We start from the raw sequence: 13958 nt of genomic DNA on the forward strand, positions 1-13958 counted from the left end.
CACCCTTGGAAGACGAGACGAGGGGGGGCGCTCAAAAAACTTACCGATATTTTCGTGAAAACTGGTCTTTCTGTTCCCGCTCTCTTGCTTGTGTCCGCTCTACCTGCAAGTTCTCAAGGTCATGACGATGACGAATGCTACAAATTGTGGTTTCCTGAAGTTTCGCTTTCTGACCGGTATCAGCCTATGCCTGATTTCCGGGGTGCTGGCGGCCTGTACGCCGCCTGACCAGCGCCTGTTCAACCCCGATGCAGGCAAGCCCCCCAAGCCGCATTATCCGCCTGCGCCGCCCTCAAAGCCGCCGCCAGCGCCCTTTCTGCAGATCGTCGCGGGAACGCCAAAGGAGCAATGGGCGCCTGCTGTCGATCGCAGCGTTAAGCTTGCCCTCGCGCGCAGGCCGACCATCATGTTTGTCGTCTCTGTTCTGTCTCCTGAAGCAGGCAGTCCCGCCGCGCAGGTCAAGGCGCTGGAAACGCTTTCCGAACAGGACGGCAAGGCTGTAGCAGACCAGATCGTGGCTTCCGGCGCGCCGGTCAATCAGGTGCAGATCGAAGCCAGAACCGATACGTCCTCTCCAAAAGGGCGAATCCGCATTGATCTGCGCTGAATGGCGCTGCAGCATCGATCATTCCGGGCGAAGCCTGTCGCGTGGCCTGTTTTGGAAAGCGCGGGGAGATGGTAATCCCTGCGCCGTCTTGAACGGGGGAGGGCATCATGAGCTTGCGCAAGGATATCTGGCGATCGGGCATTCTCGAGGCGCCTCTGGCCAGCCTGTTGAGTCATACTGACTGGTCGCAGATTCCGTGCCATTTCCTGCCTGATATGCCGCGTGCCTTCCAGTTTCGTGCCGACCCGTTTGGTGTCTGGCACGAGGACAGGCTGCATGTCTTTCTCGAGATCTACGACTATCGCAATCGTATCGGCGAGATTGAGCTGTTCGTTTATGACCGGGCATGGCGGCTGATCAGAAACGAGATCGTGCTGCGTGAGCCCTGGCATCTGTCCTACCCGCAAATCATCGAGGCCGAAGGTGCGTTCTGGATGCTGCCCGAGGCGCATCGTTCTGGCACACAGATCCTCTATCGCGCCGAGCGCTTTCCCGATCAGTGGGTTCCGGCCTGTCAGATCGATCTGGGGGGCGAGATCGCGGTCGATGCCACGCTCTGTTTTCGCGATAATCTGTGGTGGTTGATCTACACCCCGGTCGAGGCGGCCAAAAAGGCACCGAGCCGTCTTCATCTGGCCTATGCGGAAACCCTCAGCGGCCCATGGACCCGCCACAGACAGAACCCGGTCCGCCTCGACCCTTCGAGCGCCCGGGCGGGTGGAACCCCGGTCGAGATCGATGGTAAGCTCATGCTGCCAGTGCAGGATTGCGCTCACACCTATGGCGGTGCCGTGCGCCCGCTCTGGTTCGATGTCCTGACCCCCGAGCGGGTCGTGACCCATACAGGTCCGGCTTTGCCAATAGCGCCCCGCTTCGCCCCTTTCACCGAAGGCATGCATACGCTTTCGGCGGTGGGAGATGTCACTCTTTTCGATATCAAGAAAACCGTTCTGTCCCCTCATGGCCTCATGATCGAGGCCGGAAGGGAGATCCGCAAAGCGCGCAGGCGCTTCGGGTTCACCTGACACTCCCGGCTGCCCCTCAGTGACTGGGCCTGAGAGCAGCCTCTACAGCACGGCCGAATTTCTCCGGCTGGTCAATCATAATGAAATGATAGCTGTCATCGATACGCGTGAAGTGCACATGAGCTGTCCCGGTATAGCTCGTGCGATAAACCTTATCGATTGCGGTGGCAGGGACACCGAAAACAGGGTCATAGGCATAGATGACGGTGACGGGAGCCGTGATTTTCGAAAGTGCCGGTCGCAGATCGGTTGTCATGTCGTCATAGAGGGCGTTGGCAATCGTTTTCCTGTCGGATTTCAACCCGGCCTCCACCAGAGCGGGACGTGCCGAGGGGGTCTTGACCATGCTGGCGATCGTCTGTTGCTGGCTCGCTCTGCGCTGGCTTTCGGGTGTCTCCTGCAACAGCGCCTGCCTTAGTGCTGTTGCATGCGGCAATGCCGTCTCGCGTGTCGCCATTGGGTTGAAAACAAGTGGATAGAATGGCAGCGCGTCGACGACGATGACGGCGCCGACTTCATCAGGCGTCTCACTGGCTACCATGAGAGCAAGTTCGCCACCTATCGAATGTCCTATCACCGTTGGCTTACGCAGATGCGCTGTCTCGATATAGCGCGACAGAGCTGTCGCAACCGGCTGCATGACCTGCTCTGGAGCCTCTTTCTGTACGGGCTCCCCTGCAAATCCGGCAATCTGCACCAGATGCAGCCGGTAATGCGCCTTGAGCTTCGTGGCGAGGTCACTCCAGACGGAGCGCGGCGAGGCAAGGCCCGGTATCAGAATGACGTCCGGCCCACTGCCCTCAACCACTACGGAGAAAGGCTGTGCAGCCGTCTGTATCGCCGTGTCTTCTGCGGCTTGCGAGAGCGTGGGCGCAAATGCGAGGGAAGCTACCAGCAAGGCCGGAAGGAAAAATCTCGGGTTCATGATTCGGCTTGTTGCAAGGGTGACGAAAACGAACTGGCTCAGCGGCCAGTCAGGAATTCCAGCACACGACGCCAGAAACGGGCCTCGGCCACGATGAGGCGTGCGACAAATCGTGGGACGCCCTGATCTTCAAGGAGGCGTGGGTCGCATTCGCGACCGAAGAGCACACGTAAAAGCGCAATCAGTGCTGCGCCTTCGCAGACAAGAGCGAGGCTGACACCTAACGCACGCAGCCAGCCTGTACGACCCGCCAGTCCGGATGACACACCCGGCAGAGTGGCTTGCGCTAGCCATAACGCCGAGCCTCCCAGCGATAGGCTGCGTATCACCCCCTGTCGCAGCGAACGTGGACGATAGCAACAGAAGAAACTGGCCAGGAGCGAGCCAACCCATAAGCAGACAAGCCCCGGTCGTGCCATCTGTGGAGGCGATGCTGGAATTATTCGCGAAAACCAGAGGAAAAGGAAGAAGTAGGATGATAATCCGTAAAGATAGCACCAGTTTTCACGAATAGATGGCATCGTTGGAGCGCTCCATTTCGATGTCGCATCATACGGAACAAAGCGATTTTGGCGACTGCCTGGGCGTTCAAAGCAATGTGAAGTTTTTTGGCAAGCGACGTGCTTTTCCTCAGAGTTTCCAGAGGATGCCGCTATTCTTCAGGGACGTGTCTTTTGAGAAAGGTACAATTCACAAAGAAATCGACAGAGAACAGTCTCGGCTTCAAGTCACGAAAGACAGGTCCTCAAGCGCCAGAACAGGGACGCTAGCTCATCGATTGATGGCTCTATGGGCTGCTGACAGCGCTTCCTCGTAATCCGAAGAAAAGGGCGCGGCGCGCACTGATGCCAGGCCGTTTTCGATATCCACAAGCAACGAGCGCGCCGCCTGGTCAGCGAAAAGACGATCGTCGCCCCACTGATTTCTCTCCCATTTGCGTGAGAGCTATTCGAATGGAAAAAGGGCTTCATCATCAGATAAAGCCAGAGAGATGCCCCTATCTGTTTTCTGCACGCGGCTCATGAGACTTCCTTTGCAGGCGATCAGGGCAGAATTCTCTTCGACTCGACATCTTGGATTCTTTTCTGGACGCGTTATCCTGATTGGAGTGCCGGAACCTCTTTTACCGTCCCGGGAAAGTCTGCCGCGGTCCTCTTATTCCGCTAAGGAGTGTCGTATCCAGGCAGAAGCCTCGGTTCAAAGCTTTCTGAGTTCTGCTGTCTGCTTTCCAGCGCCCGGATCCTGCCTCATCGTGCAGGCAGGAAAGCTCTGGGTTTGATGCTGGAATCTTCGAATGGGTCCGACTTTACGTTCCACAGAAAGTCGCGTGGACGATCTGCTCCGGTGACGGAGGCTTTTCGTAAGCGTTATCGCTTTCAAAGGGGTGGCGCAGACATTGCAGAAGGGCTTCGAAAACCGAAAAATCGCCTGTTTCGGCAGCGGCGATGGCTTCGGCCACGCGGTGATTACGGGCGATCACGGCGGGGTTGCTCCGCTGCATCAGGGCATTTTGCTCTTCTGTCGAGGCAGGCTCGGACGCGCGTCGTGCTTCCCAATCGGTCTTCCAGCGTTCAAGCGCTTCGGAAGCTGGGCCATCCGTCAGAGGTTCATTTCTGGTGAGACGACGGAAGGTGAGCGTCCAGTCCAGTGCCTCTTTTTCCATCAACTGTAGTAAGGCGTCGATCAGCGCCCTATCCTGAATGCTTTCTACGGTCAGGCCCAGCTTGGAGCGCATCCGGGCCAGCCAGGCGTGTTCGTAGAGGCTCTGGAAGCGACCGAGTGCGTCCTGCGCCCAGGCGAGGGCACGCTCTTCATCAGGGTCGAAAAATGGCAGCAATGTCTCGGCCAGACGGGCGAGGTTCCACCCGGCCAGACGCGGCTGATTGCCATAGGCATAGCGTCCGTTGCGATCGATGGAGCTGAATACCTTGTCGTGACGATAGACATCGAGAAAGGCGCAGGGGCCATAATCGATGGTCTCGCCTGACAGCGCCATGTTGTCCGTATTCATCACGCCATGCACGAAGCCGACGCTCATCCAATCCGCGACGAGCCGGGCCTGTCTGGCGACGACCGTCTCATAAAGCGCGCGAACGGGATTTTCGGCTTCACGGGCTGCTGGGTCATGGCGGTCTATGGCGAGATCGCAGAGGAAAGCCAGAGCCTCACGGTTCTCGCGCGCGGCGAAATACTGGAATGTGCCAACGCGCAGATGGCTTGAGGCGATGCGCGTCAGAATGGCGCCGGGTTGCGGCTTGTCACGCCAGATCGTCTCGCCGGTCGTGACGGCTGCAAGCGCGCGCGTGGTGGGCACACCGAGCGCTGCCATGGCCTCGCTCACCAGATATTCGCGCAGAACCGGGCCAAGCGCCGCCAGTCCATCCCCCCGCCGGGAAAAGGGAGTCGGCCCCGAGCCCTTGAGCTGCATATCGCGAACCTGGCCCTGATCGTCAGTTACGATACCAAGAAGATGGGCGCGCCCATCCCCGAGCTGCGGCACGAACTGGCCGAATTGATGACCGGCATAAGCCTGTGCCACCGCAGGCACCCCGTCGATGCGCGCCTGACCGCTCAGCAGCGCGACGCCTTCGCGGGATTTGAGCCATTCGGCTGAAAAACCGAGCGTTTCTGCCAAGGGCTCATTCAGGGCGACGAGGCGCGGTGTGGCGAAAGAGGCAGGGTCCGCCTCGACTGCCATGGAGGCCGGAAAAGGCGCGCGGCGGAGAGGAAGATGCATGATACCTCGGGGGTGCAGGCCGAACAGGGCGGTCAGAGGACCGGACATGCCCTCGTGTGAGTCAGAGATAACGCCCGTCTGGGCAGGCGCAAGGTCGGGCAGGCAGGAAAGCAGTCAGGTTTTTTTGCCCTTCCCATTTCAGAACGGGGCGTCCAAAACCCCTGCATGTCGAAACACCCCTCAGCCGCCAGACGGATCGTTCATAATGTCAGCTTTCTGACATTGGGGCGTATCGCAACAGCGCTTTGCAGTTTTGCCTATATCGCTTTCGCGGTCCGGGCTTTGGGGCTGGGGCAGTTCGGTCTGCTGATCCTGATCCATTCTCTGGGCATCATGGCCTCGACCTTTTCGCGCATGCAGTCATGGCAGACGCTTATCCGCTTCGGCAATGAGCCCTATGCCAGACGCGATCTTGACCTGCTGCGCCAGATTCTGGGCTTCTGCATCAGGCTCGACCTGCTCTCGGCGGTTGTTGCCGTGTCGATCGGGGTCATCAGCGTCACCCTGTATAGCCATATTGCGCATTGGACTCCCTGGGTCACATCGCTCGCCTATGGCTACGCCCTGATCAGCCCTTTCATGTATACTGGCTGGAGCAACGGCGTTCTGCGTCTGACCGACCGGTTTCATCTCGTGCCGATCAGCGATACGGTGACTGCTGTTTTCCGTACGGCGGGAACGGCGCTCGGTCTCGTCCTGCATCTGCATCTCGGTTTCTTTGTCCTGATCTGGGCAGGGGCGGTGTTGCTCGATTACGGGCTCTTCCTGTTCTTTGCCCTCACCACCCTGCGCCAGAAAATCGGTCTGCGTCTGCGGTGGCGCGATGTGTTGACGCAATGGCGGTGGCAGGTGCCGGGCATGTGGGCCTTCACGCGATCGACCAGCATCAATCAGACACTCGGTGCGGTTTCAGGCCATATCAGCACGCTGGTCGTCGGCTCGCTTCTCGGCTCTGCCGAGGCCGCGGTGTTTCGCATCTGCCGTCAGATTGCCGATGGCATCGTCACCCCGGCGCAGATGCTGTCTCCAGTGCTCTATCCCGAACTGGTCAAGATGCGTGACCGTCAGGACTGGCGTGGCCTCAAGCGCCTGACATGGAAGATCTTTGCCATGCTCTGCGGCGTCTCGGTTGCGCTTTTGCTCGTCTCGGCGTTTTTCGGGGGGCGGATATTTGCGCTGATGCTGCATATCCATTTGCATGGTACGACCTATTACATCTCGATCATGCTGGTTTCGGCGGTGCTGACCCTGCTCGTCGTTCCGCTTGAGCCGCTTCTGACGGTGATGGGGCAGATCGGTTACCTGATGGCCAACCGTACCTGGATTACCCTTGCCTATTTTCCGATACTTTACGGTCTGACGGCAACATGGTCGCTCAAGGGCGCCTGCTACGCGACGGTTTTCAGCAGTTTTGCAATGTTCGTGACAAGGCTCTGGCGCGCCATCATCTGCTCGTTGCGCCCGGCGAAAGAACCCGCCAGCCCCTCTGCCGTCGCACAGGTATCGGGGCCGGCAGAAGACAAGATTCCCGTCGAGGCCTGATCTTCCGGCGCTATTGCTCTGCCCCGCCGGGATCGAAACCGAGAGACGCGAGAACAAGCCTGTCCTCCCAGCGATCATGCATGAGAGATGGTAGAACAGAGAGCGTTGCCAGCGCCGGATCGCGCAGCATGATGCTGTCGAGACGCGCCTCTTTCAGCCTCACCCAGCACCATAGATCGCCATGCGGCCCCTCGGCGGCGCCTATGCCCTCGCCAGAGCCTGTCGGGACGGGCGGGGGCATGGGCAGGGGCGCACCGAATTGCGTTGCAATACGCTCGATGCGGCGCAAGGCATCGCGTATCTCATCCAGACGCAGGCACTGACGCGCCCAGCCGTCTCCGGCAAGACGCGATCCGGCGCGTCCGGGTACATGGCGCATGTCGTCCTCAAGCTGGCGCAGGTCGAAAGAGCGTCCCGAGGCGCGACCGATCAGCCCGCCGAGACAGAAGCGCTCTGCCGTTGAGGCCGTAATGACCCCGAGCCCTTCAAGGATTTCCGCCATCTGGTCATGTAGCCCCTCAAGGACCGGCAGGCGTGGCATCAATGCGTCATGAACGGCATGGGCAAGCGCGCAGATATCGATCCCGGCAGCGATGCCGTCTGGTGCGATCGCATCCATCAGGCGTCGTGAGGCACCATGCTGGGCACAAAGCGCGGCGCAGAGATCTTCGGCAAGGGCGGCATGGGTGGCGAGCAGCGCAAACCCTGTCAGCCGTGCCATCAGTGCGATATCGCGACAATGCACGGTGATACGCTCAATTTCTGCCAGAAGCGTCCGGGCATCGCGTACGGCGTCTGACGGCACGAGCCCGAGCGCCTGTTCGATGGCGCGGGAATAGGCCAGGGGTGCCGCCACGAAGCCTGCCGAGACGCTGCGCCCGATCAGACGTAGTGCCTCTTCAGGCTTGCGGCCCTGAACCTGCTGCATCAGCCCGATATGCGCCGCCCCCGGTGTGATCTGCCTGTTCCCCCATGCGAAAGGCGCCATGTCGGTATGCGCGGCCTCCCGGAAACCGGGGTCCGGAGGGCTATGATCTGACGCAACGGAGCGCTGCGAGAGCGGCCAGACGCTCGCCCAGCCGCCGCGATCGAGCGCGGGCTCGGTATCGGCAGCCCCCAGGGGCAGACTGCCCCAGAGATCCTGTGCAATGCGCTCTGGCCAGGAGGCTGCCGGGATCGATGCGGAAAGGGCGAAATACCGCCCGTCTATGAGCGGCGTGCTGGCCATGAGCGGTGTTTCCTGATCGAGAAACAGCGCATAGGCGCGGCTGTCGTCACACCAATGGGCAATGAACCAGCCCGGTCTGGCGTCGATCATGGCGCGCCATTGCGGCTCGTCCAGAGCGTAGTGGAAAGGCGCCAGGCGCTCGCCTCTCCTGATATGCTGCGCCATGCTCATGGGGCTCTCCAGTGCAGGGCCCAGACAGAGTCAGGCAGGGTCAGAAGAAAAGGCGAGGCGAGACCAAGGGCCAGCAGGGCGCCGATCACGATCCTGTCCTGCCACGGTGAGGGAAGGATAACGTCCAGACGCGCCCGGCTCGCCAGCAGGCCGAGAGCCGCAAGGCACAGCAAGGCCGGGATCATGCCGGTTGCCGCCAGCCCGCCCACAATTCCGAAACCTGCGGTAAAGCCTGGCCAGGGGGGCAGACTGCCCAGTATCCAGAAACGCGCTGATCGGTCGAGGGCAGGAATGGCGGCCAGAGCCAGCCCGCTGCTCAGAAGCAGCAGGACGGGTAAGACGCCGTGGGGCAGGGTGGCGGCAAGAATGGCCAGCGCCACAATCGGGCGGGCATTGTCCTGCCGGGTCATGACGCACAGCCAGAGCCCGGCCAATCCGGCGAGAACCAGCACGATATGGGTGATGTCGCGTTCAGGCAGACGCAGCATCAAGGCCACGACACTCAGGCAAAGGAGCATGTCCAGCAGAGCAGTACCTCGCTCTTCTGTGGCGGCATGAGCCTGTGTCGTCATGGGTGCGCCGAGACCGGCCATGAGGCACAGCCCGACAGAGAGAAACAGATCGCCGAGGCGCAATGTGGCCGGGTCCGGGGTCAGGGTCGTCAGACTTGTGCCCAGCAGGGCCAGAACCACTCCTGCCAGCCGCAGGCGCATCGACTCCCAGGCCTGTCTCGCCCGCGTCGTAACCAGGGTTTCGCGCAGGGCGAGAATCAGCGCAGTGAAGGCGGTCAGGCAGGTGACGGGCAGCAGCGTATGCACGCTGAGTGCCAGCATGATCGCAGAACTCGCCAGAAGATTGAGGCAGAGAGCGAGGCGCTTTTCGTGTGCGTGCCAGGAGAGAAAAGGCACGCAGCCAGCCAGAAGACAGGCCCAGCGGGCGAGAATATCCTGACCGGGAAGAAGCGGATCGAGCAGGGCCGTCAACACAAGCCCGGCAAGAGTGAAATGACGTGCCGAACGGGTGGCCTGTGCCTCGGGCATGAGCGCCAGAAGACAGGCGGCCAGAAGCGGCCATGTCGGAACCAGAAAAACGGCAATCTGGTGCAAAGTCTCAGCCATGATGCCGCCCCTCCAGGCGCAGCCAGGCGAGTTTTGGCATCAGCCAGCCTCCCAGCGCCAGCAAGCCGACCCAGACCAGTGCCGTGCCCAGAATGAGGGGCCAGCTCTCGGTGTGGCCGCCGAGCAGCAGCAGCCCATTCAGTCCGCAAAGCAAACCGATCAGTTGGAGCAAAGGCACTGGCAGGGCAGCGGCGCAGAGGCCGGAAAGAACGATACCGATGCAGATCAGCACAGGCAGACCCGGTGTGGCGGCCAGTGCGGTGAGAAGCACGAGCCCGATGGCGGCGCACAGGGCAATGCCTGCCGCCTGCTGGGTGGCGCGTCGCTCGCGCAGATCCCCCGACCGCCAGGCGATATGGGTGCGCAGAACAATCCACCCGGCACCGTTGAGCACGGGCAGCAGAATGAGCGCAGCCATGGCAGGTGCGCCATGGCCAATGACCGACATGCAGGCGGCAGCGCATGTGCCATGAAAGGGCAGGATGCGCGCGTCACGCCCGATCGCGCCAAGGGCGATCAGCAGGGCAAGGCCAAGAAGAACCGTCACGCCGCCAGCCTCCCCGCAAGAACGAGCAGGATCGCGGCGCCGCTCAGAACGAGAGCGAGGCGTGACGCAGGGAGTGGCCGACAGGCGCGCCAGCCTGCGGCCAGGGCAACCACCAGGGCGAGTTTGGCCGGAGCCGCGACGCACCAGAGCACGACCAGCGTACCGAGAGGACGAGTGCCTGCAGCAATCGAATCAGGCCAGACAAGATCGGCGATCAGCAGATACCAGCAACAGGCAGAAAGATCATGGCTGTAGCGCAGCAGAGCGCGATGGCGCCCCTCGGCTGATGCGATCAGTTCCTCATGCCAGCTATCGGACAGGAAGCGGCGGTTCAGCACCAGAAGCAGGGCGGCTGCGACAAACACCAGCCCGCCGATCAGGGTAGGGGCCGGTTGCAAAAGCCGCTGCTGCAGCAGACCAATGAGCGTTCCGGCGCCGGGCAGACCAATGGTGATCAGTGTGCCGGTCAGGGCGAGAAGTGGCACCAGAAACAGCAGATCACGTCCAAGCTGGCCCACGGAACTGCGCAGGCGAAGGGCGATCAGCCGGGTCGGTGGTTTCTGCAGTGCCTGCATCCAGGCAGGTAGGCAGGACAGGATCAGCAGGACCCCGCAGGCGAGCGGTTCCGAGAGAAAGCCGAACAGCGATCGCGCAGAGGCATAGGGAATGCCCGTCATGGCAAGAAAAACGGCGCACAGGCCAAGCCAGGAAAGGGCAGGAACAGCGCGGCGCTGCGCCCAGCCACGGCGTATCTGGCGCCAGCGCCATCCAGGGGCGATGCTGCTGCGCCCGGCACCGAGGCCCTGCAAGCTGTGCTCGAGATCGGTCAGAAACGGGGCAATTACAGACAGGCAGGCTATCTGGCCGAGTGTCGTGGCCAGAGCGAGGGCGAATAATCCGATCATGCGGACCAGCCAAGCCAGGCCAGAGCGGCGGCAAGCAGAAACAGCCAGAGCGATAATGTCTGACGTGCCAGAGCCGAGCCGGTCTTGCGAAACACGGGCGCCCGGTCGAAGGCAACGCCCTGCGTCACAGGACGCCACCCATTGCGCAGCGTCTGCCAGCGGGCGCGCAGGAGTGCGAGCGCGCGCCGCACGCCCCAAGGCAGGCGTAGCCTGATTTCGGGCGAGGGCCAGTCTGGCAGGGCATTCGCCACTGACGGCAGATGGGTCATGACGGCAGGAATGATCAGGGCCGGGATCAGGAAAACGAACGCCGGATACCAGAAGGCGCCGTCACCTCCAGCAACGGACCAGATGGGCCAGGCACGCCAGATATCCTGACCGGCGCCAGCCAGATCGAGCGCGGAAACATGCAAAAGCCCAAGCAGCAGACCGGGGCAGATCGAGAGGCATAGGCCAAGGGTGAGTGCTGTTGGCAATCCGTCATGATGCAATGTGGAAACCCGGGTCAGCGAACGCCACGAAGACAGCCAGCCCCGCACCATCAGCACCCCGATCAGAAGGCTGAGCATGACCGCTCCTGCGGTCCAGGCGGGGGAGAGCCCGCTTAGCCCGTTGACCACATGCAACCCCAGCCAGAAAGGCAGGAATCCGGCCAGAGGCGGCAGCGGTGTCTGGAACAGGAAAGCCCTGTTGCCGAGCCCTTGCAGCGCCAGAGCAAGGATCATCGCCTCACTGCCGGCCAGAGCCGTGTCGGCCAGCCCGCCTTCCCTTGCGCAGAGCGTCAATCCGAGCAGCAGAAGGGGCCAGTAATTTAAGGCCTTGTCGATGCGCAGGCAAAGACAGAGACCCGCCCCCAGCAGCACCAGACTGACCGGCCAGAAAAAACCATGCGTCTGCAGAAGCGGTGGTACGAAAAGCGCGTAGGAGAGGAGGGGCATCTCTGCAAAGGCAGGCAAGGTGGCGAGGCCTGCTGCCGGGGCCAGGCAGACAAGCGCAGGAAAACCCGAAAGAATAGCGAGCGCGCATCCTGAAGGGGCCAGCAGGCCCAGCCGCCAGGCGCGCAACCTTTGCCCGTCCTGTGCTGCCTCGGCCCTATGGGCGGCCTCGGCCAGACAAGGCAGAAAGCAAAAGAGCGACAGCGCCGCGTTGTGGCAGAGCAGGCCGATGCTGCCGAGTGCCTCGCCTATCGGGCCCGGATATCGACGGGGTGTGACGAGCGACAGGGTCCAGAGTACGATCCAGCACGCGCTGAGCGGGTCGAGCGTCAAAGGGCCAAGCCGAGCCTCATGGCTCGCCAGGGCGCCCCAGCACCCCACCGCGCCCTGAATGCCCAGGGTAGTCGCGCGCAGCAGGGGCATGAGCGGTCCGCGACGCCATGATGTCGCGAGGCGCAGCAGGAGGCAGCTCAGCAGCAGGGCAAGGGGAAGGGCTGAAAACAGGGAGGCATCCTGACTTGGCGTAAACGGACAGGTTTTCCTTACCGCAGTTTCAGCCCCGACCCAATTCCTCTCACCCTGCTTTCAGGCCGGGATAGATGCTGGGTTTTTAAAGCGCCAATGGCAGGCGTTGGAGGTCGAGGTCTCCGGCGCGCTCATGGGCCAGTTCGATCAGCTCGTTTTCGCTGTTGCCGGGCGCCTGCGGGTCGTAAAAGACGAATTCGAGCTCAGGCTCCATCTGGGTACACACCAGAGAGCACCCAACGGCCTCGCCGAGATAATCGGTGAAGCTCCTGATCTGGACGCTCGGGAGATGCGAGATCCAGATCCGGCGTTCCTGTGCAAAGGGAGTCAGCAGATGCGGGTGAGCGGCAAGATAGCGCTCGAATTCGGCTTGAGTCATGGACAATCCATTTGTGAGTTCTGGAACTATTTATGTTTCTTCTAAATATATTTAAGAATAAATATAATTATCCCTTCTGATAAAAATCAATCCCGAATAAATTTGATCTTTATTTCATGCGTTTTTCTGCGTCTTGCAGCCCTGCTGCCTAGCGGGGCAGGAAACAGGAGAATTTTTCCCGACGCGACTGGCAAGCAGATCTCTGTTTGCCATCCGGGCCCTGACCTTGTCGGGTATTTTATTTCGGCTCGCGGAAGTATTCGCGTTTGCCGGAAAGAAATGCCGCAAACCAGAGGCCGAGAGCCGGACCTGATCAAGCCTCGCTACAGGAGGGGGCGTTCGGCCCTTGTCAGATCATTTCCAGCGGGGTCTTGCTGCGTGGTGGCGCAAAATGCGCGTCGAGGCGCGTCTGATCCTCTTTGCTCAGAACCAGATCAAGCGCTGCGATGTTTTCGCGCATATGCACACGGGAGCCCGCCTTCGGAATAGCGAGCAGGTTGGGCTGACGAAGCACCCAGGCCAGGGCGATCTGGGCCGGGCTCGCCGGCCCTTTCGTCGTTTCATGGCTTTTCGCGATATCGATCAGAACAGGGTCATCAAGCAACGTACCGCCCTGGCCGAGAGGAGAATAGGCAATCGAAACAATGCCTGCCGCCTTGTCGCGTGCCAGCAGATCGAATTCCACGCCGCGTGCCTCGAGGTTGTAGAGAATCTGATTTGCTGCGCAGTCAGCGCCAAGTTCATCCAGTTCCTGCATGTCCTCGGTGTCGAAATTGGAAACACCCCAGCGTCGGATCATCCCCCGATTTTGCAGGTGCGTCAGAGCTTCGACAGTTTCCTCCAGCGGTACGCCACCACGCCAGTGCAGCAGGTAAAGATCGAGGTGATCGGTGCCCAGCCTGTCGAGAGAGGCCTCGCAACTGCGAAGGGTTTTCTCGTAACTCGCATTCGACGGCAGCACCTTGCTGATCAGAAAGACGTCGTCGCGTCGGCCGCGTATCGCCTCACCGACGAGGCGTTCGGAGCGACCGCTACCATACATTTCTGCTGTATCGACGACGCTAAGACCGGCGTCGAGACCTGCGTGAAGACTGGCGATCTCCTCGGCGCGCGTCGCTGTCGCGTCCCCTACATTCCAGCTCCCCATACCGAGTGCCGGAATGGTGTGGCCATCGCGAAAACTAACCGTTTTCATGAAAACTTCCTTTTCAATCTGCAGGCCGAAGCGTCAGATCTGGTTCGGCGTTCGATAATGGTAGCCAATCGACAATCACGAATACGTGAGAAGTACCCCCCCGAGGGCCGAGCGGCGTT

General features: G+C 61.0%; 13 protein-coding genes. 3 read left to right on the plus strand and 10 right to left on the minus strand.

Translation table 11 applies throughout. The features are described 5' to 3' along the window. The first annotated feature begins 127 nt into the window (after positions 1 to 127). Positions 128 to 607, plus strand: coding sequence for a hypothetical protein (locus tag IEV53_RS10505; protein WP_188426738.1), 480 nt, complete (start codon positions 128 to 130; stop codon positions 605 to 607). A gap of 107 nt (positions 608 to 714) precedes the next feature. Beyond that, positions 715 to 1632 (plus strand): glucosamine inositolphosphorylceramide transferase family protein, encoded by a 918-nt coding sequence (locus IEV53_RS10510; RefSeq protein ID WP_229719824.1) that lies wholly within the window; start codon positions 715 to 717, stop codon positions 1630 to 1632. A 16-nt stretch (positions 1633 to 1648) separates the two neighbouring features. On the opposite strand, the gene IEV53_RS10515 is transcribed toward IEV53_RS10510, so the two are convergent. The 3 genes from IEV53_RS10515 to IEV53_RS10525 all read right to left on the minus strand — a co-directional run bounded on the left by IEV53_RS10515 (position 1649) and on the right by IEV53_RS10525 (position 5342). Next, positions 1649 to 2557 (minus strand): alpha/beta fold hydrolase, encoded by a 909-nt coding sequence (locus IEV53_RS10515; RefSeq protein ID WP_188426739.1) that lies wholly within the window; start codon positions 2555 to 2557, stop codon positions 1649 to 1651. A 38-nt stretch (positions 2558 to 2595) separates the two neighbouring features. Beyond that, a complete protein-coding gene (locus IEV53_RS10520; RefSeq protein WP_188426740.1) occupies positions 2596 to 2886 on the minus strand; it encodes a hypothetical protein in 291 nt (96 codons plus the stop codon). 977 nt (positions 2887 to 3863) lie between these two features. Continuing rightward, a complete protein-coding gene (locus tag IEV53_RS10525; RefSeq protein ID WP_188426741.1) occupies positions 3864 to 5342 on the minus strand; it encodes a protein adenylyltransferase SelO in 1479 nt (492 codons plus the stop codon). A gap of 117 nt (positions 5343 to 5459) precedes the next feature. On the opposite strand from IEV53_RS10525, the gene IEV53_RS10530 reads away from it, so the two are divergent. Then, positions 5460 to 6836, plus strand: coding sequence for a lipopolysaccharide biosynthesis protein (locus IEV53_RS10530; protein WP_229719825.1), 1377 nt, complete (start codon positions 5460 to 5462; stop codon positions 6834 to 6836). A gap of 10 nt (positions 6837 to 6846) precedes the next feature. On the opposite strand, the gene IEV53_RS10535 is transcribed toward IEV53_RS10530, so the two are convergent. From IEV53_RS10535 to IEV53_RS10565, 7 genes are all read right to left on the minus strand, one after another. Continuing rightward, positions 6847 to 8235 carry an NADH-quinone oxidoreductase subunit D-related protein gene (locus tag IEV53_RS10535; RefSeq protein ID WP_188426742.1) on the minus strand — a complete coding sequence of 463 codons (1389 nt, stop codon included), beginning with the start codon at positions 8233 to 8235 and terminating at the stop codon, positions 6847 to 6849. Continuing rightward, positions 8232 to 9353: a hypothetical protein gene (locus IEV53_RS10540; RefSeq protein WP_188426743.1), complete on the minus strand. Its 1122-nt coding sequence runs from the start codon at positions 9351 to 9353 to the stop codon at positions 8232 to 8234. The genes IEV53_RS10535 and IEV53_RS10540 overlap by 4 nt, the downstream gene beginning before the upstream one ends. Continuing rightward, positions 9346 to 9900 (minus strand): hypothetical protein, encoded by a 555-nt coding sequence (locus IEV53_RS10545; protein WP_188426744.1) that lies wholly within the window; start codon positions 9898 to 9900, stop codon positions 9346 to 9348. The genes IEV53_RS10540 and IEV53_RS10545 overlap by 8 nt, the downstream gene beginning before the upstream one ends. After that, the gene (locus IEV53_RS10550; RefSeq protein ID WP_188426745.1) at positions 9897 to 10805 is read right to left on the minus strand and encodes a hypothetical protein; all 909 of its coding nucleotides are present in this window, start codon (positions 10803 to 10805) and stop codon (positions 9897 to 9899) included. Before IEV53_RS10550 ends, IEV53_RS10545 begins: the two co-directional genes overlap by 4 nt. Beyond that, positions 10802 to 12163: a hypothetical protein gene (locus IEV53_RS10555; RefSeq protein WP_188426746.1), complete on the minus strand. Its 1362-nt coding sequence runs from the start codon at positions 12161 to 12163 to the stop codon at positions 10802 to 10804. The genes IEV53_RS10550 and IEV53_RS10555 overlap by 4 nt, the downstream gene beginning before the upstream one ends. Before the next feature lie 187 nt (positions 12164 to 12350). Beyond that, positions 12351 to 12644 carry a hypothetical protein gene (locus IEV53_RS10560; protein ID WP_188426747.1) on the minus strand — a complete coding sequence of 98 codons (294 nt, stop codon included), beginning with the start codon at positions 12642 to 12644 and terminating at the stop codon, positions 12351 to 12353. Between the two features lie 349 nt (positions 12645 to 12993). Next, on the minus strand, positions 12994 to 13839 hold the full coding sequence (locus IEV53_RS10565; RefSeq protein ID WP_188426748.1) for an aldo/keto reductase: 846 nt from the start codon (positions 13837 to 13839) through the stop codon (positions 12994 to 12996). Between the last annotated feature and the right edge of the window lie 119 nt (positions 13840 to 13958).

Origin of the sequence: Asaia siamensis, from assembly GCF_014635085.1 — a bacterium.
Classification (GTDB): Bacteria; Pseudomonadota; Alphaproteobacteria; order Acetobacterales; family Acetobacteraceae; genus Asaia; species Asaia siamensis.

What these genes read in the sequence shown, in the direction of transcription:
- IEV53_RS10505 (WP_188426738.1), top strand. Translation starts at nt 128, where the DNA reads ATGACGAATGCTACAAATTGTGGTTTCCTGAAGTTTCGCTTTCTGACC.
- IEV53_RS10510 (WP_229719824.1), top strand. Translation starts at nt 715, where the DNA reads ATGAGCTTGCGCAAGGATATCTGGCGATCGGGCATTCTCGAGGCGCCT.
- IEV53_RS10515 (WP_188426739.1), bottom strand. Translation starts at nt 2,557, where the DNA reads ATGAACCCGAGATTTTTCCTTCCGGCCTTGCTGGTAGCTTCCCTCGCA.
- IEV53_RS10525 (WP_188426741.1), bottom strand. Translation starts at nt 5,342, where the DNA reads ATGTCCGGTCCTCTGACCGCCCTGTTCGGCCTGCACCCCCGAGGTATC.
- IEV53_RS10530 (WP_229719825.1), top strand. Translation starts at nt 5,460, where the DNA reads ATGTCGAAACACCCCTCAGCCGCCAGACGGATCGTTCATAATGTCAGC.
- IEV53_RS10535 (WP_188426742.1), bottom strand. Translation starts at nt 8,235, where the DNA reads ATGAGCATGGCGCAGCATATCAGGAGAGGCGAGCGCCTGGCGCCTTTC.
- IEV53_RS10540 (WP_188426743.1), bottom strand. Translation starts at nt 9,353, where the DNA reads ATGGCTGAGACTTTGCACCAGATTGCCGTTTTTCTGGTTCCGACATGG.
- IEV53_RS10550 (WP_188426745.1), bottom strand. Translation starts at nt 10,805, where the DNA reads ATGATCGGATTATTCGCCCTCGCTCTGGCCACGACACTCGGCCAGATA.
- IEV53_RS10555 (WP_188426746.1), bottom strand. Translation starts at nt 12,163, where the DNA reads ATGCCCCTGCTGCGCGCGACTACCCTGGGCATTCAGGGCGCGGTGGGG.
- IEV53_RS10560 (WP_188426747.1), bottom strand. Translation starts at nt 12,644, where the DNA reads ATGACTCAAGCCGAATTCGAGCGCTATCTTGCCGCTCACCCGCATCTG.
- IEV53_RS10565 (WP_188426748.1), bottom strand. Translation starts at nt 13,839, where the DNA reads ATGAAAACGGTTAGTTTTCGCGATGGCCACACCATTCCGGCACTCGGT.